This is a genomic window from Mycobacterium sp. SMC-13, from assembly GCF_045311035.1.
In the GTDB taxonomy this organism is placed as follows: domain Bacteria; phylum Actinomycetota; class Actinomycetes; order Mycobacteriales; family Mycobacteriaceae; genus Mycobacterium.
In genome coordinates this window covers 570,044-586,189 of record NZ_JBJIAI010000001.1, presented here as the reverse complement: position 1 = coordinate 586,189, position 16,146 = coordinate 570,044, and the positions used below count along the sequence as shown (strand labels likewise).

Sequence of the window (16,146 nt, the reverse complement as noted above, 5' to 3'; positions counted from 1 at the left end):
CAGATTGCGGCGTGTTGCCGTACAGACACGGCCGCTCGCGGTTAAGAGTTCAGGAGGCGCTCGGTGCCGCCGACGACGAACGTCACGAGGTCTTCGTAGAACGCTTCCAGTGCCGGGGCCGACAGCTTGGCGCGGTCCCATTCGTCGGCGCGGCTCAGGCCCTGCACGAAGCCCATGATCGACACCGCCCAGCGGGCCTCGAGCCGGGCCTCGTCGGCGTTCGGGAAGGCCCGCCGCACCTGCGCCAGCAGGGCGACGCGCAGCTTGGGCTCGATGTTCTCGTCGGCCGGGCCGGCCTGGGTGATCTGGGCCATGATCTTGATCCAGCGCATACCGCGGGTGCGCTGGCGCCGCAGCAGATCGAGATAGGGCGCGGTGACGGCGCGGACCAGCGCGTCGGGTGTTGGCGCGGCCGAATCCGCCGCCAGCACATCGACATTCGCCTGGATGGCCGAGCCCACCGCGGCCCCGAGGTCGAGCACCACCGCGCGCAGCAGCTCGTCCTTGGAACCGAAGTGGTAGTGCACCGAGGCGGCGCCGAGGCCCGCCGCCGCATTGACCGAGCGCACCGAGACGGCGTCCACGCCCTGCTCGGCGAAGAGCTTCTCGGCCGTCTTCACCAACTTGGCGCGGGTGGCATTGCCCTGGCGGTTCTGCGATGTGCCCGACACGGTCAGAAGCATGTCACAGCGGTGCGCCGACGCCACCGAAAGCGTTGCGTGTCTCCAGGATCAGCAACGCCACGTGCAGGGAGGTCGCCGACTCACCGTCGGCGAGGTCGACGCCGAGGATCTGCTCGATGCGGCTGAGCTTCGCATAGAGCGACGGGCGGCTCAGATGCAGCCGCGACGCGAGCGCCGACTTGTTGCCGCCGAGTTCGAGGTGGCCGCGCAAGACGTCGAGCAGGCCCTCACCCGTCTCCATGTCGTGCAGGATCAGCGCGCGGAGCTCCCCCTCGGCGAATCGCTGCACCCGCGGGTCGGTCCGCAGCATCGACAGCAGCCCGCGCAGCCTGATGTCGGCGACCCGGAAGCAGACCCGTTGCGACGCGGGCAGCGACAGCGCCGCCTCGGCGACATGGGCGGCATCGGTGATGCGGTGAATCGCGTCGATCAGGCCCGCCGCCGGCGAACCGATGCCCAGTACCAGGCCGTGAGCGTCGACGGCACGTTCGGCGTCGCGCCGCAGCGCCCGGCCCAGTGGTTCCAGCGCGCCGCCCGCGCGCGTGTTGAGCGACAGCACCATGGCGATCTCGCCGGGACCGCGTAGCGAGAACAATCCGGTGTGCCCCAACGCCTTCACCGACCGGGTGACCACGTCGAGCAGGCGCGCGCTGCGGCGTTGTTCGGACACCGGGTCGGTGCCGGAACCATCCGGCGCGGCCCAGCCCGCGATCCGCAGCGTCGCGGGCAGGTACTGCGCCGCCGGCCGCAGGCCCAGCGCGAAGGCGCGCGCGGTCGCCTCATCCTCGAACCGGATACGTTCGCGCGCAACATCTTCCAGCAGGCCGGCCTGCGCCTGATGCTCGATGTCGGTGCGGCCGCGCTCGGCCATCCGGTGCAACACCAGCGCCTGCGACGCCCGCTCCAGCACCATCGTGAACCTGCCCGCCACGTCGTCCGAGGCGCTCAGCGCGATCAGACGGCCCCACGCATCCTCGCCGCGTCCCACCTCGCTGATCACCCAGTCGTCGGTCCGTTCGGCCCCGGTCTCGTGCTGACGGGACCGACGTTGCCAGTCCCGCAACACATCTGAGGTCGGGCGCCCGGCCGTCGCCACCGCGACCGCCTGATGGGTGAGGTCCTCGAGGACGACGGGCGCGCCGAGCAGATTCGCCGCCGCCTCGGCGATCCCGGCGGGCGTCGCCCGGCGCATGCTCAGGTCGGTGAACACCTCGTGCGTCTGCCGCGCGAAATCGACCTCCTGGTACTGGTCGGCGACGATCACGCGGTGCACCTGTTCGGTCACCTCGACGAACTTGATCACCCGGCGCACCGCCACCAGGGCCAGCCCGAGTTCTTCCGCGATCGCGCCGACGTTGACGGGCAGCGGCACGGCGCCGGCGCCCAGTTCGACGATGACGCCGACCGCCTGCGCGGCGGCGACCGACCGCAGGTAGTCCAGCGGCGCGGCCCGCAGCGCGGCACCGGTCGTCAGCACCAGCTCACCGCCCTGCAGGACTTCCGAGAGGTCCGGGACGTCGCTGACGTGGACCCAGCGGATCGGGCGGTCGAATCCGGTGGCGCAGAGAATCTCGGGCTCCCCCTGCTGGATGACCGGCAGGGCGACGATCTCGGCAACGGTGGGCATTTACAAAGTGTAAATCGGGTGGTCGAACTTGATACAGATTGTCGGCCGATTCAGAGGTTCCATCGCGGCATGCTGAGTGCACACCCGCCCCGACCAGGAAGGCCAACCTCGACGATGACCACCTCGCAGACCATCTCGCACTGGATCAACAACGACGTCTTCACCGGATCCTCGGGACAGTCGGCACCGGTCACCAACCCGGCCACCGGCCAGGTCACCGGCCAGGTCGCGCTCGCCAGCGTCGAGGACGCGCAGACCGTCATCAACGCCGCCGTCGCCGCCTTCCCGGCCTGGCGCGACACCTCGATCACCAAGCGCGTGCAGACGCTGTTCGCCTTCCGCGAGCTGCTCAACGCCCGCCGCGAAGAGCTCGCCGCGATCATCACCGCCGAGCACGGCAAGGTGCTCTCCGACGCCATGGGTGAGGTCGCCCGCGGCATCGAGGTCGTCGAATTCGCCTGTGGCATCCCGCATCTGCTCAAGGGCGGCTACGCCGAGAACGCCTCCACCAACGTCGACGTCTACAACATCCGGCAGGCCCTCGGCCCCGTCGCCATCATCGCGCCGTTCAACTTCCCGGCCATGGTGCCGATGTGGTTCTTCCCCATCGCCATCGCCGCCGGCAACACCGTCGTCGTCAAGCCGTCCGAGAAGGACCCGTCGTCCTCGCTGTGGATGGCCGAACTGTGGAAGGAAGCCGGCCTGCCCGACGGCGTCTTCAACGTCCTGCAGGGCGACAAGACCGCCGTCGACGAGCTCCTGACCAACCCCGCCATCAAGGCCGTCTCGTTCGTCGGCTCCACCCCGATCGCACAGTACGTCTACCGGACCGCCACCGCCTCCGGCAAGCGCGTGCAGGCCCTTGGCGGCGCCAAGAACCACGCCGTGATCCTGCCCGACGCCGACCTCGATCTGGCCGCCGACAGCATGGTCAACGCCGGCTTCGGCTCGGCCGGTGAGCGCTGCATGGCCATCTCGGCCTGCGTCGCGGTCGGTCCGATCGCCGACGACCTCGTCGCCAAGATCGTCGAGCGTGCCGCCGCCATCAAGACCGGTGACGGCGCCAAGGACTCCGACATGGGCCCGCTGATCACCAAGGTGCACCGCGACAAGGTCGCCGCCTACATCGACGCCGGCGAGGCCGAGGGCGCCAAGGTCGTGCTCGACGGTCGCAACCTGACCGTCGAGGGCGCCGAAGACGGCTTCTGGCTCGGCCCGACGCTGCTCGACAACGTCACCCCCGAGATGAGCGTCTACACCGACGAGATCTTCGGCCCCGTGCTGTCGGTCGTGCGCGTCGAAACCTACGCCGAGGCATTGGCCCTCATCAACAACAACCCCTACGGCAACGGCACCGCGATCTTCACCAACGACGGTGGCGCGGCCCGCCGGTTCCAGAACGAGGTCGAGGTCGGCATGGTCGGCATCAACGTCCCGATCCCGGTTCCCATGGCGTTCTTCAGCTTCGGCGGCTGGAAGGCCTCGCTGTTCGGCGACACCCACGCCTACGGCCCCGAAGGCGTCCAGTTCTTCACCCGCGCCAAGGCCGTCACCCAGCGCTGGGCCGACCCCAGCCACGGTGGCATCAACCTGGGCTTCCCGGAAAACAACTGATCGCGCGACCCAGATAGAGGACCTGACATGACCCTCGCCGCGGACCACGTCCTGCCCGCCGGACACACCCTCGACTCGATGCGCGCCGAAGCCGAGCGCGCCTACGCCCTCGACCGCGCCCACGTCTTCCACTCGTGGTCGGCCCAGGGCGCGCTCAACCCCATGACCATCACGGCGGCCGAAGGCAGCTACTTCTGGGACGGCGACGGCAACCGGCTGCTCGACTTCTCCTCGCAGCTGGTCAACACCAACATCGGCCACCAGCACCCGAAAGTCGTTGCCGCGATTCAGGAACAGGCCGCCAAGCTGTGCACAATCGCACCGCAGCACGCCAACGCCGCCCGGTCCGAGGCCGCGCGGCTGATCGCCGAGCTGACCCCCGGCGACCTGAACCACATCTTCTTCACCAACGGTGGCGCCGACGCCAACGAGCACGCCGTCCGCATGGCGCGGCTGCACACCGGCAAGCACAAGGTGCTGGCCCGCTACCGCGCCTACCACGGCGGCACCGACCTGGCGATCAACCTGACCGGCGACCCGCGACGGTTCGCCAACGACCGCGGCGCCGCCGGCGTCGTCCACTTCAACGGCCCGTTCCTGTACCGCTCGGTGTTCCACGCCGAGACCGAGGAGCAGGAATCCGCCCGGGCCCTCGACGAGCTGCGGCGCGTCATCGAGCTCGAGGGCGCCTCGACCATCGCCGCCATCATCCTGGAGTCCATCCCGGGCACCGCCGGCATCATGGTGCCGCCGCCGGGCTACCTGGCCGGTGTGCGCGCACTGTGCGACGAGTACGGCATCGTGATGATCGCCGACGAGGTCATGTCGGGCTTCGGCCGATCCGGAAAATGGTTCGCCATCAACCACTTCGATGTCATTCCGGACCTGCTGACGTTCGCCAAGGGCGTCAACTCCGGCTATGTGCCGCTGGGCGGTGTCGCGATCAGCGACGCCATCTTCCAGACCTTCGCCGAGCGCGCCTACCCGGGTGGCCTGACCTACTCCGGGCACCCTCTGGCGACGGCGGCCGCCGTCGCGACCATCAACGCGATGCGCGACGAAGGCATCGTCGAGAACGCCGCCCACCTCGGTGCGGACATCATCGGGCCGGCCCTGCGGGATATGGCGCAGCGGCACCGCAGTGTCGGTGAGGTCCGCGGCGCGGGCGTGTTCTGGGCCGTCGAACTGGTCAAGGACCGCGAAACGCGGGAACCGCTGGCGCCCTACGGTGGCAGCAGTGCCGCGATGAACACCGTCATCGCGTTCTGCAAGGAGAACGGCCTCATGCCGTTCACCAACTTCAACCGCATCCATGTGGTGCCGCCGTGCAATGCCACCGACGACGAGGTCCGGGCCGGGCTGGAAATCCTGGATCGCGCCCTCGACGTGGCGGACCAGCACGCCCGGTAGGGGTACTGTCGGCCGGTGCGGATAGCGCTGTTCGCGACCTGCCTGGCCGACGCCATGTTCCCGGCTGCCGCCATCGCCACGGTGCGGCTGCTGGAGCGGCTCGGGCACGAGGTCGCGTTTCCGGCCGGGCAGACCTGCTGCGGCCAGATGCACGTCAACACGGGTTACCTGCGTGAAGCCGTGCCGTTGGTGCGCAACCACGTGGACGCCTTCAGCGGATTCGATGCCGTGGTGGCGCCGTCGGGATCGTGTGTCGGGTCGGTGCGTCACCAGCACGCGATGGTGGCGCACCGCGCCGGCGACACCGAGCTGGCGGCGCGCGCGGACTCGGTTGCGGCGCACACCTTCGAGCTCTCCGAGTTCCTGATCGACGTGCTCGGCGTCGACGACGTCGGCGCCTATTACCCGCACCGCGTCACCTACCACCCGACGTGTCACTCGCTGCGGCTGCTGGGTGTCGGTGACAAGCCGCTGCGATTGCTGCGCAACGTCCGCGGCCTGACGCTCGTCGAACTGCCGCAGGCCGAATCCTGTTGCGGCTTCGGGGGCACCTTCGCCGTGAAGAACGCCGACGTGTCCACCGCGATGCTCGAAGACAAGATGGCGAACATCGCGACGACGGGCGCCGCGGTGTGCACGGCAGGTGACGCATCGTGCCTCATGCACATCGGCGGCGGACTGAGCCGGATCGGCAGCGACGTCCGCACCGTGCACCTGGCCGAAATCCTGGCGGCCACACCATGACCGCGGTGTTTCTCGGGCAGCCCGGCGTGGGGAATCTCCGTGGCGACCAGAGCTTCCCGGCTGCCGCGCGCACCGCCCTCGGCGACGCGCAACTCCGCCGCAACATCGGCCATGCCACCGGCACGATCCGCGCCAAACGCCTTGCCGCCATTGCCGAATGCGACGACTGGGAGCAGCTGCGGGCCGCCGGCAGTGCCCTGAAACAGGATGTGCTGGCGCGGTTGCCGGAGTTACTGGAGCAGCTCGAAGCCAATGTCACAGCGCGTGGCGGCACCGTGCACTGGGCGCGCGACGCCGACGAAGCGAATCGCATTGTCGCCGAGCTGATCCGGGGCACCGGCAGCAACGAGGTCGTCAAGGTGAAGTCGATGGCCACGCAGGAGATCGGGCTCAACGAGTACCTGGAGGCCGAGGGCATCACGCCCATCGAAACCGATCTGGCCGAGCTGATCGTTCAACTCGGACACGACAAACCGAGTCACATCCTGGTTCCGGCGATCCATCGCAACCGCGCGGAGATCCGGGACATCTTCGAACGCGAAATGCCCGGCGCCGGCGAACTCACCGACGAGCCCCGCGTGCTGGCCATGGCCGCCCGCGCGCATCTGCGGCGAAAGTTCCTGTCCGCCAGGGTCGCCGTCAGCGGCGCCAACTTCGGGGTGGCCGAGACCGGGACCCTGGCGGTCGTCGAATCCGAGGGCAACGGGCGGATGTGCCTGACGCTGCCCGAAACCCTGATCACCGTCATGGGCATCGAGAAGGTGATCCCGCGCTTCACCGATCTCGACGTGTTCATGCAACTGCTGCCGCGGTCGTCGACCGCCGAGCGGATGAACCCGTACACGTCGATGTGGACGGGCGTGCACCCCGGCGACGGGCCGCAGCGGTTCCATCTGGTGCTGCTCGACAACGGCCGGACGCGTGTCCTCGCCGACGAAGTGGGACGTGCTGCGCTGCACTGCATTCGGTGCAGCGCCTGCCTGAACGTCTGTCCGGTCTACGAACGTACCGGCGGGCACGCCTACGGCTCGGTGTACCCGGGGCCCATCGGCGCGATCCTCAGTCCCCTGCTGACCGGGACCACCGGCCACGACGACCCGAACGCGAGCCTGCCGTACGCGTCGTCGTTGTGCGGCGCCTGCTTCGAGGCCTGCCCCGTGCGCATCGACATCCCGTCGATCCTGGTGCATCTGCGTGCGGTGCAGGTCGATTCAGAACGTGGCGGGCTGCCGGGCGGACAGGACCTGGCGATGAAAGCCGCGGGCTGGGCCATGGGTTCCGCGGCGCGGTTCGGGTTGGCGGAGAAAGCGCTCGGGGTAGGCCGACTGATAGCGGGGAAAGACCACCACATCAGCAGACTGCCCTGGCCGGCATCGAAATGGACTGCGAGCCGGGATGTTCCGGCACCGCCCACCGAGACGTTCCGGCAGTGGTGGGCCCGAAACCGGGGCGGTGAACAATGACCGACGCGCGGGCAGTGATACTCGGGCGCATCCGCACCGCACTCGGATCAGCCCCGCCGGCCGAGGTACGCGTGCCGCGCGACTATGACCGGCAGCCGCTGACCGGCCCTGGTGACGTCGACCGGTTCGCCGAGGCGGTGGCCGACTACCGCGCGCGCGTTCACCGCGTCGGGCCAGATGCGGTCGCCCCGACCATCAGCGCTCTCGTCGGCAGCGGGACCGCCGTCGTTCCCGCGGACCTGCCGCCCGACTGGGTGACAGGCAGCCACACCGTCGTCGACGACCCGCCCGTCGGCCTCGAGGTACTGGACAGCGTCGCTGCGGTGGTGACGGGCTGCGCCCTCGGGATCGCGGCAACCGGAACCATCGTGCTGGATGCCGGTGCGGCACAGGGCCGCCGCGCGCTGACGCTGGTGCCCGACCATCACATTTGCGTCATCCGGGCCGACCAGATCGTCGACACCGTGCCGCAGGCCTTCGCGGCGCTCGACCCGTCACGCCCGCTGACCTTCATCTCCGGCCCGAGCGCGACGAGCGACATCGAACTGCAGCGCGTCGAGGGTGTACACGGTCCACGGACCCTCGACGTCGTGATCGTCGGGGCCGCAAGGTAAGAATGGATCCTGTGACTGACATTGCCCCGTTTCAGATTGCCGTGCCCGACGCCGTGCTGGACGATCTGCGCCATCGTCTGACCAACACCCGGTGGCCGGAAGCCGAGTGCGTCGACGACTGGAGCCAGGGCATTCCGCTGGGCTACACGCGCGCCCTCGCCGACTACTGGGCCAATGGCTACGACTGGCGGGCCCGCGAGGCCACGCTGAACCGGTTCGATCAGTACGTCACCGAAATCGACGGTTTGGACATCCATTTCATCCATCAGCGGTCACCGCACCCCGATGCGCTGCCGCTGGTCATCACGCACGGCTGGCCCGGGTCGATCGCCGAGTTCCAGAAGGTCATCGGCCCGCTGACCGATCCGACCGCGCACGGCGGACGGGCCGAAGACGCCTTCCACGTGGTGTGTCCGTCGCTGCCCGGCTACGGCTTCTCGGGCAAACCCGCCGCCACCGGCTGGGGCGTCGAGCGGACCGCGCGGGCCTGGGACGAGCTCATGGTGCGGCTCGGCTACACCCGTTACGGCGCGCAGGGCGGCGACTGGGGTGCGGCGGTGACGACCCAGATCGGGCGGAACGTGGGTCATTGCATCGCAATCCACACCAACATGCCCATGGGCCGTCCCGCCGCCGGCACGACGGAGTTCACGGCCGAGGAACAGAATGCGCTGGCGGCGCTGAAGCGTTACCAGGACGTCGATTCCGGCTATGCCAAGCAGCAGTCCACGCGTCCGCAGACGATCGGCTACGGCCTGGTCGACTCACCAGTGGGGCAACTGGCGTGGATCGTGGAGAAGTTCTGGTCGTGGACCGACCATGATGGTGACGTGGAGAGCGCGCTGAGTCGCGACGAGATGCTCGACGACGTGATGATCTACTGGGCGACGGCCACCGGGGCATCATCGGCGCGGCTGTACTGGGAGAGCTTCCGGGTGTTCGGCGGTGGCCAGAAGAAGGTAGAGCTGCCCACCGGTGTCGCGTCGTTCCCGAAGGAGATCCTGCGGGCGCCACGGTCCTGGTGCGAGACCGGCTACAACATCACCCACTGGACCACGATGCCGCGCGGTGGCCACTTCGCTGCATTCGAGCAGCCCGAGTTGTTCGTCGACGACGTGCGCGCGTTCTTCGCGACGGTGCGCTGACGACTGAGTTATCCCCAGTGTGAGGTCTATGCACAGAAGCAGCCAGTTATGGGTGCACAGCACTCACATTCGTCGGTGTCGCTACCGACGGTGTGGCCATGCAACCATTCATCGGAAGTCAGGAAGTACGCCGGGGAGCGCTCACCAGACATGATCTTGCCCGCGATTACCGGTCGATATTCCGCGATGTATACCTACCGCGCGATATCGAACTGACGGCGAAGCTCCGAGCACAAGCCGCTTGGCTCGCGAGCGGTGCGCCGCTGTGCGGATTGTCTGCAGCCGCGGTGCTCGGCACAAAATGGTTGGACCCAAGCGACCCCGCGGAGATCTTGCGCGCAAATCGGCGGTCTCAGGCTGGGCTCGCCGTGCGGTCGTGGACTGTCGGCGCGTGCGAACTGTGCGTAGTCGGTGACATCACCGTCACCACCGCGGCCCGGACGGCCTTCGACATCGGCCGCACTCGTCCTGCACCACAAGCAATTCCGATTGTCGACGCGGTGCTCAACGCGACCCGCATCACGGCGGCCGATGTGGCAGCGGTCGCCGAGGCACACCGTGGAGTCCCGGGTGCAGCGAGACTGCGAGCCATGCTTGGGCTGGTCGACGGCGGTGCGGAGTCTCCGCAGGAGAGCAGATTGCGGCTCGTTCTAGTCGGTGCGGGTCTACCGACGCCACAAACGCAGATCGAGTTCCGTCACCTCCGTATCCGCGTCGATATGGGATGGCCCGAGTGGAAAGTGGCAGTCGAGTACGACGGCGTGCACCATTGGACGGACCGCCGGCAGCGGTCGTGGGATATCGATCGGATCGCATTGCTCGAAGCCGAAGGCTGGACCGGGGGCCGGCTGTCCGATCTGACGACTGTGAGTCCTACGCAGGGATTATCGCGAAATCACCTGCATAGGACTCACACTCGCGACGCTCGCCACCGCCGGTAGCTGCCGTAGACCACCAGCGCGACAACGAAATTCACGAAGTACGCGATGTCGGCGCCATGCCACGCCACGGCGACGGGCCCTTGCAACAGCGTGGTGTTCATGAACGGGATCGCGGCGCCGTAGGCCACCGCGAACGCGACGAGCGCGGCAATGGCGTCGGCGCGCGGCGTCGTCTCCGCCGCGGGATCCACCGTCTGCCGGCCGCGGCTTCGGCGGCGCCAGTCGACGATCACGATGGCCGCGAAGGCGGGAATCCAGTAGCTGATCAGGAGCAGCACATTGGTGAATCGCGTTGCGGTGTCGCCGGTGTGGAGCCACAGGATGAGGCCGAACGCCAGCGCCGTCACCACCAGCGAAGAGATTGGCCGCCGTACGCGGACGCCCAGCGTCTGCAGGGCGAGGGAACCGCTGTAGTCGTTCATCACGCCCGAGCCCACCGATGCCAGCGCGATGACCGCCAGCGCGATGGCACCCAGTGCTCCCCCGCCCATCACCGACCGCACGCCCTCGGCAGTCTGGTCGGTGATGAGACTGCCCGCGGCGATGCCGATGGTCTCGACGAACACGTACGCGGCGGCCAGCCCGGCGAAACTGAACCCGAACACCTTGCGCGGCGTGGAATCCGCCGGGAGGTAGCGGCTGAAGTCGGCGGCATAGCTGGCCCAGGACACGGCCAGGCTCAGGGCAATGGTGACCGCCAGCACGAAGGCGCCGGCGAGGTCGGCGCCGTGCGCGGTCGCCGGCGTCACAACCTGGTGTCCGGCAACGAGTTTGACCGCGAACACGACGAACGTCACGAACAACACCACGGTGAGAACGGCCTGCAGCCGATGGATCAGCTCGTAGCCGATGAACCCGACCGCGCCCTGCACGCCCAGCACGATCAGCACCGCCGCCCAGAACGGGATACCGAGCAGGACGGCGAGCGCTTCGCCGCCGAACAGACCGACCAGTGCGTCCCATGCCACCGACGAGAGCCATTGCAGCACAGCAGGTACCGCGATCAAACCGCCGAAAGCCAGCCGCGCCCCGGGCAGCTGCGCGGTGCCGGTGCGCGCGCCCAGCGTGGAGAGGTAGCCGACGACCAGCGACCCGAGCACCGTGCCGACGAGCATCGCCAGCATCGCCAGCCAGAACCCCAGACCGAGCGCGCCGATCATCGCGCCGGTGAAGACGCACGTCATGTTGATCTGCGGCGCGAACCACACCGTGAACAACCGGCCCGGCGTGCCGTACCGGCGGTCGGCCGGAACCGGGGCGATGCCATGGGTTTCCACCGACAGGTCCCCGGCCCGGCTGGGGGTGCGGCCGGTGAACGGCGAGGCGGTGAGCGCGGTGGCCGGTGGCGTCATGCCCCTATTCGACCACGAGGACCGGTTCCTGGTGGTCCGCTCCGGCCACGGGTCGAGCGCCACTGCGGGCGGCGCCGACACCGGCCAGCACGACGAGTGCGAGACCGGCGACGGCGGGCAGCCCCGGCACCTGATGCAGCACGATCAGCCCAAGCATCATGGCGAATGCGGGTTCGAGGCTCATCAGCGTGCCGAACGCCGCCGCCGTGAGGCGCTTGAGGGCCAGCATCTCCAGCGTGAACGGGATGGCCGGCAACAGGATGGCCAGCCCCAGGCCGGCCAGCAGCAGGTGCGGCGTCAGATGGCCGACGACAGCCGGACCGGCCACCATGGTGACGACCAGCCCGGCCACCGGCATGGACACCGCCAGACCCGTGATGCCGGAGACCTCGTCGCCCACGCGCTGTGTCAGCAGGATGTAGGCACCGAGGCAGACCGCTGAAGCGAGCGCGGCGAGCACACCCACGGGGTCGACGGCAGCAGCCCACGGTTGGGTAAGCAGAACGACGCCGGTGCCCGCCATCGCGGGGAACAGCAGCCGTCCGCGTCCGCGCCCCTTGGCCACTGCGACGGCAAGCGCGCCGAGGTATTCCAGGGCACTCGCGGTGCCGAGCGGAATGCGGGAGACCGCCACCATGAACAGCACCGTGAAGCCGGCGGTGGCGATACCGAGCAGGACACACGACAGGAACGCCGAGCGGGTGAACGACTTCGGCCGCGGCCGGACGAACAGCAGCATCAACGTGCCGGCCCAGGCCAGGCGGAGCCAGGCCACGCCGGCCGGCCCGATGCCGTCCATGAGCTTCACCGCAAGGGCGGCGCCCAGCTGCACCGACATCATGGACGCGACGGTCATGAGTGCGCCGTTTCGCGCCGCTGCGGTGGTCATGCGTTGTATTGAACGGGAACCAGAATGTTCATGTCCACGTGATAATCGTGGACATATCGTTCGCAATTCATGAATGAAGCCGTTGCTGCAACGACTGCAACAACGGCTCCTTCGTGATCCGGATCAGAACCGAACCGATCAGAACGTCGGAACGAACGTGCCGTTCACCCAGACGCCCCAGTGGTTCCATCCGGCATCCCAGACCTGGGGATTACCCATCGACCACGCCGGTTCGGCCGGCTTCGGGGGCGCCCATGCCGGCGGTGCCGTCACGGTCGGCCCGGGAAGCGGCGTCATGCTCGCCGCGGCCATGCCTGTGCCAACACCTGCGGCACCGGCGAACAGAGCACCGGCAACAGCAGTGGTGACAGCTGTTTTCTTCATCCTCATCGCGATCCTCCAATCAGATGATTGCGGGGTGTCCCACCCCACGGATTGCTCGGACAGTTCTTGGTTACCGCATGCGTCCCGTCGCTAAACCTTCTGCAGCGCTTCACAATCGGAGCGCTACACGTCCCGCCTGATCCGATCGGGGAACCGGCTGTGGCCGAAATCGATCTGAGCGGCGGGATTGCTGACCGCAGTGGTGAGCCCGGTACCGATCGGCCCGGCGCTGTCGTACAGCGTGGTGGCACCGACCGCGATGCCGCGGTCCGCCCAGTGCGTCTCGGCCTCGACGCCGACCCAGTCGTCCTGCGGCAGCCGCGTCAACGCCACGGTGAGGTCGCCGTTGATGTAGCCGATGCCCGCGGTCCCCAGATTCGTGACCATGCTGGTGCCCTCGGCGGCCACGGCGGCCCGGACGAACGGCGTGTTGGTCTCGCCCTCGATGACGTCGAGGGGCTGGTTGACGTAGCGCTTGCGGGCCGTGTTCTGATGCTCGGCGATGGCCCGCGTCCAGCCCACGCCGTCACTGCTGATGTACGGCGCCAGACCGCCGTCGATCTCCGTGGGCGGCTCGAAATCGGTTGTGCGGAACCACTCCTCGCCGGGAGGCGCCTCGGCGAGCCGATACTGCACCAGCGTGGCCCGGGCGACGACCACGCCCTCCTGCACCACGTCGCACTCGGAATTACGCACGCGTCGCCCGTCCCGGACCAACTTCACCTCGGTCGTCGTCGGCACGCCGCGCGCGGCGCGGAACAGGTCGACGGTGAGGCGGGCCGGCAGAAAGTCGGGCAATCCGAACGCGGCCTCCAGTGCGTGGGCGGCCAGCCCCACCACCGCCGGACCGTTGAGGTGGTCTTCACCCCACAGGCTCTGGGCGAATCGGGTCGGCTGGACCCGGTCGGCGTCGATCGGGATGAAGTGGGCGGGGCGTGCGGTCACTTTCGGATCGTCGCACATTGACTAAATATTCATAACTTCGGGCCGGAGGACGCAGAATCATGCAGATTTCCTGGACAATGGTCGGATGGACACCCGACGGCTGCGCCTCCTACTGGCGCTGTCACGCCTGGGGTCGATGCGGGCCGTCGCCGAAAACCTCAATCTGACGACGTCGACGGTGTCGCAACAGATCGCCGCACTCGCCAAGGAGACCGGCACCCAACTGATCGAACCGGAAGGCCGCAGAGTCAGGCTGACACCGGCCGGACAGCGCCTGGCCGATCATGCGGTCACCATTCTCGCCGCCGTCGACGCGGCGCGCCTGGACCTCGATTCCGACGCCGAACCCGTCGGCACGCTGCGGATCGGCGGATTCGCCACCGGCATCCGCGTCTCGCTGCTGCCGATCCTGGCGGAACTCACGAAGGAGCACCCCGGAATCGATGTCGCCATCAGCGAATACGAGCCCATCGAAGCGTTCGCGCTCCTCACCGACGACGACCTGGACCTGGCCCTGACCTACGACTACAACCTCGCTCCGGCCTCCCCCAGTCCCCTGCTGGAAGGCTTTGCGCTGTGGTCGATTCCGTGGGGCCTGGGCCTACCGGCCGATGAAGCCCACGGACCCGCCGAACTGTCCGACTACGCGGACCGGACCTGGATCGTCAACTCGCGCAACACCGCTGACGAGGATGCCGTCCGCACGCTGGGTGCGCTGAGCGGATTCACCCCGCGCATCGCCCATCAGATCGACAGCCTGGAGCTGGTCGAGGATCTGATCGTCGCCGGATACGGCGTCGGTCTGCTGCCGCTGGAACGCCCCACCAGCGCGGGCATCAAGGTCGTCCCGCTGGCCGGGCCGACGGTGATCCACACCGCCTACGCCGTCACCCGCAAGGGCCGCACCAATTGGCCGCCGCTGCGGGCCGTGCTCGACCGGCTGCGACCGGGCGACGGACCGGTGCCCCTACCGACGTGGCCGCGCCCCGAGGCCGTCGGCACCGAATGACACTGACCGAGATCTGGGAGGCTACCGGCGTGAAACTGCTCAGGGCGGCGCTGGTCGCAACACTTTTGACCGGATCCGCGCTGCCCGCCGCGCGCGCCGAATGTACCGGTGCCTGCGATGCGCAGCAACGCGTCGCGGCGGCAGACGCCTACCTGGCCACCCGGCCGGGCACCGTCGGCTACGTGCTCCGCGATCGCAAAACCGGTGCGGTGTACCGCAATTCGCATGCCGGAGACATGGTCTGGACGGCCTCGACCATCAAGCTCGGCATCGTGGTGGACCTGTTCGCCCGGCAGAGCGCTGGGCTGCTGCGGCTCACCGACAACGACATCGCCCTGATGGGCAAGATGCTGCACACCTCGGACAACGACGCCGCCGACACCCTGTGGACGCGGTACGGCGGACCCGACCACACCATCTTCAACAACGACTTCCCGCATTTCGGCATGACGCGGGTCCAACCCCAGCGGGGATTCGGAGACATGTTCCCCTACTGGGGTTTTCAGAAGTCGACCACCGACGATCTGGACCAGATGGTGAACTACATGCTGACCCGGTTGCGGCCCAACGAGACCGCCTGGATCGTGAACGCCATGCAGAACGTCGATCCGATCCAGCAGTGGGGCGTCTGGGGCGCCGGCCCGAACATGGCGCCCGGCAACAAGGACGGCTGGTCCGAGGAACAGGGCGGCTGGGTGACCAACACCGTCGGATTCGCCGGTCCCGGACAACGTTTCACGCTGGCCGTCATGAACGCGTTGAACGGCGCCGGCGGCAATGCGGACGGCCAGGCCACCACTACGCGGTTAAGCCAGATATTGCTGGCCAATCGGCAGTAAATTGACGTCATGACCTACGGCGAGAACTACCCAACCTCAGGCGCTTACGGCGCACCGACCCCGGTGCATCCCGGCGACCTGCTGCCCCGTTTCTTCGCGCGGTTCATCGACGGACTGATCGTCGGAGTGCTGGCCTTCTTCGGCGCCTTCTCGATCGGCTCGATGTCGGACATCATGGTGACCGGCCTGTTCTCCGGGCTGGGCACCTTCCTGTACTTCGTGCTGTTCGAGGTGCTGGCCGGCGCGACGCCCGGCAAGATGGTGCTGGGCCTCAGCGTCCGCGGCCCGCACGGCATGCCGAAACCCGATCTCAAGCAGTCGGCCATCCGCAACTCGTTCACCCTGCTGACCATCATCCCGTGGGTCGGCGGGCTGCTCGCGTTCATCGCATACATCTTCATCGCCGTCACCATCAGCTCCAGCCCCTGCAAGCAGGGCCGGCACGACGAACTCGCCGGCGGCACCCAGGTGGTCAAGAAGTAGCGGC

The 16,146-nt window shown here is 68.2% G+C and carries 16 protein-coding genes; 10 read left to right on the top strand and 6 right to left on the bottom strand.

What is annotated here, in order from left to right; genetic code table 11:
- Window positions 1-41: 41 nt before the first annotated feature.
- Complete coding sequence (locus ACJH6I_RS02870; protein WP_406783699.1) at window positions 42-683, bottom strand: TetR/AcrR family transcriptional regulator; 642 nt, start codon at window positions 681-683, stop codon at window positions 42-44.
- 1 nt (window position 684) lies between these two features.
- On the bottom strand, window positions 685-2,310 hold the full coding sequence (locus ACJH6I_RS02865) for a PucR family transcriptional regulator (protein ID WP_406774542.1): 1,626 nt from the start codon (window positions 2,308-2,310) through the stop codon (window positions 685-687).
- 114 nt (window positions 2,311-2,424) lie between these two features.
- Between ACJH6I_RS02865 and ACJH6I_RS02860 the strand changes: the two genes are divergently transcribed.
- From ACJH6I_RS02860 to ACJH6I_RS02830, 7 genes are all read left to right on the top strand, one after another.
- Window positions 2,425-3,924 carry a CoA-acylating methylmalonate-semialdehyde dehydrogenase gene (locus tag ACJH6I_RS02860; protein ID WP_406774541.1) on the top strand — a complete coding sequence of 500 codons (1,500 nt, stop codon included), beginning with the start codon at window positions 2,425-2,427 and terminating at the stop codon, window positions 3,922-3,924.
- 27 nt (window positions 3,925-3,951) lie between these two features.
- Window positions 3,952-5,334: an aspartate aminotransferase family protein gene (locus ACJH6I_RS02855; protein ID WP_406774540.1), complete on the top strand. Its 1,383-nt coding sequence runs from the start codon at window positions 3,952-3,954 to the stop codon at window positions 5,332-5,334.
- A 15-nt stretch (window positions 5,335-5,349) separates the two neighbouring features.
- Window positions 5,350-6,078 carry a (Fe-S)-binding protein gene (locus tag ACJH6I_RS02850; protein WP_406774539.1) on the top strand — a complete coding sequence of 243 codons (729 nt, stop codon included), beginning with the start codon at window positions 5,350-5,352 and terminating at the stop codon, window positions 6,076-6,078.
- On the top strand, window positions 6,075-7,541 hold the full coding sequence (locus ACJH6I_RS02845; RefSeq protein ID WP_406774538.1) for a LutB/LldF family L-lactate oxidation iron-sulfur protein: 1,467 nt from the start codon (window positions 6,075-6,077) through the stop codon (window positions 7,539-7,541). The genes ACJH6I_RS02850 and ACJH6I_RS02845 overlap by 4 nt, the downstream gene beginning before the upstream one ends.
- Window positions 7,538-8,155, top strand: a complete 618-nt coding sequence (locus ACJH6I_RS02840) for a lactate utilization protein C (RefSeq protein ID WP_406774537.1) — start codon at window positions 7,538-7,540, stop codon at window positions 8,153-8,155. The genes ACJH6I_RS02845 and ACJH6I_RS02840 overlap by 4 nt, the downstream gene beginning before the upstream one ends.
- 20 nt (window positions 8,156-8,175) lie before the next feature.
- Entirely contained in the window at window positions 8,176-9,300 is a 1,125-nt protein-coding gene (locus ACJH6I_RS02835; RefSeq protein ID WP_406783712.1) for an epoxide hydrolase family protein, read from the top strand.
- Between the two features lie 368 nt (window positions 9,301-9,668).
- Entirely contained in the window at window positions 9,669-10,241 is a 573-nt protein-coding gene (locus ACJH6I_RS02830; protein WP_406783698.1) for a hypothetical protein, read from the top strand.
- Here ACJH6I_RS02830 and ACJH6I_RS02825 read toward each other — a convergent pair.
- From ACJH6I_RS02825 to ACJH6I_RS02810, 4 genes are all read right to left on the bottom strand, one after another.
- The gene (locus ACJH6I_RS02825; RefSeq protein WP_406783697.1) at window positions 10,211-11,593 is read right to left on the bottom strand and encodes a purine-cytosine permease family protein; all 1,383 of its coding nucleotides are present in this window, start codon (window positions 11,591-11,593) and stop codon (window positions 10,211-10,213) included. The two genes, ACJH6I_RS02830 and ACJH6I_RS02825, sit on opposite strands and share 31 nt — an antisense overlap.
- 4 nt (window positions 11,594-11,597) lie before the next feature.
- Window positions 11,598-12,482 carry an EamA family transporter gene (locus ACJH6I_RS02820; RefSeq protein WP_406783696.1) on the bottom strand — a complete coding sequence of 295 codons (885 nt, stop codon included), beginning with the start codon at window positions 12,480-12,482 and terminating at the stop codon, window positions 11,598-11,600.
- Between the two features lie 138 nt (window positions 12,483-12,620).
- The gene (locus ACJH6I_RS02815) at window positions 12,621-12,866 is read right to left on the bottom strand and encodes a hypothetical protein (RefSeq protein ID WP_406783695.1); all 246 of its coding nucleotides are present in this window, start codon (window positions 12,864-12,866) and stop codon (window positions 12,621-12,623) included.
- A 123-nt stretch (window positions 12,867-12,989) separates the two neighbouring features.
- Window positions 12,990-13,811 carry an acyl-CoA thioesterase domain-containing protein gene (locus ACJH6I_RS02810; protein ID WP_406783694.1) on the bottom strand — a complete coding sequence of 274 codons (822 nt, stop codon included), beginning with the start codon at window positions 13,809-13,811 and terminating at the stop codon, window positions 12,990-12,992.
- Between the two features lie 85 nt (window positions 13,812-13,896).
- Here ACJH6I_RS02810 and ACJH6I_RS02805 point away from each other — a divergent pair, with 85 nt between their 5' ends.
- Genes ACJH6I_RS02805 through ACJH6I_RS02795 form a run of 3 tightly spaced genes read left to right on the top strand, consistent with a single transcriptional unit; the run spans window position 13,897 to window position 16,142 of the window.
- The gene (locus ACJH6I_RS02805) at window positions 13,897-14,820 is read left to right on the top strand and encodes a LysR family transcriptional regulator (protein ID WP_212811472.1); all 924 of its coding nucleotides are present in this window, start codon (window positions 13,897-13,899) and stop codon (window positions 14,818-14,820) included.
- A gap of 29 nt (window positions 14,821-14,849) precedes the next feature.
- Window positions 14,850-15,659, top strand: coding sequence for a tat pathway signal sequence (locus tag ACJH6I_RS02800; protein WP_406783693.1), 810 nt, complete (start codon window positions 14,850-14,852; stop codon window positions 15,657-15,659).
- A gap of 9 nt (window positions 15,660-15,668) precedes the next feature.
- A complete protein-coding gene (locus ACJH6I_RS02795) occupies window positions 15,669-16,142 on the top strand; it encodes an RDD family protein (protein WP_212811473.1) in 474 nt (157 codons plus the stop codon).
- The last annotated feature ends 4 nt before the right edge of the window (window positions 16,143-16,146 follow it).

Bases quoted from the DNA above. Each gene is read 5' to 3' on its own strand.
- ACJH6I_RS02870 (WP_406783699.1), bottom strand. From the start codon at position 683: ATGCTTCTGACCGTGTCGGGCACATCGCAGAACCGCCAGGGCAATGCC.
- ACJH6I_RS02865 (WP_406774542.1), bottom strand. From the start codon at position 2,310: ATGCCCACCGTTGCCGAGATCGTCGCCCTGCCGGTCATCCAGCAGGGG.
- ACJH6I_RS02860 (WP_406774541.1), top strand. From the start codon at position 2,425: ATGACCACCTCGCAGACCATCTCGCACTGGATCAACAACGACGTCTTC.
- ACJH6I_RS02855 (WP_406774540.1), top strand. From the start codon at position 3,952: ATGACCCTCGCCGCGGACCACGTCCTGCCCGCCGGACACACCCTCGAC.
- ACJH6I_RS02845 (WP_406774538.1), top strand. From the start codon at position 6,075: ATGACCGCGGTGTTTCTCGGGCAGCCCGGCGTGGGGAATCTCCGTGGC.
- ACJH6I_RS02840 (WP_406774537.1), top strand. From the start codon at position 7,538: ATGACCGACGCGCGGGCAGTGATACTCGGGCGCATCCGCACCGCACTC.
- ACJH6I_RS02825 (WP_406783697.1), bottom strand. From the start codon at position 11,593: ATGACGCCACCGGCCACCGCGCTCACCGCCTCGCCGTTCACCGGCCGC.
- ACJH6I_RS02820 (WP_406783696.1), bottom strand. From the start codon at position 12,482: ATGACCACCGCAGCGGCGCGAAACGGCGCACTCATGACCGTCGCGTCC.
- ACJH6I_RS02815 (WP_406783695.1), bottom strand. From the start codon at position 12,866: ATGAAGAAAACAGCTGTCACCACTGCTGTTGCCGGTGCTCTGTTCGCC.
- ACJH6I_RS02805 (WP_212811472.1), top strand. From the start codon at position 13,897: ATGGACACCCGACGGCTGCGCCTCCTACTGGCGCTGTCACGCCTGGGG.
- ACJH6I_RS02795 (WP_212811473.1), top strand. From the start codon at position 15,669: ATGACCTACGGCGAGAACTACCCAACCTCAGGCGCTTACGGCGCACCG.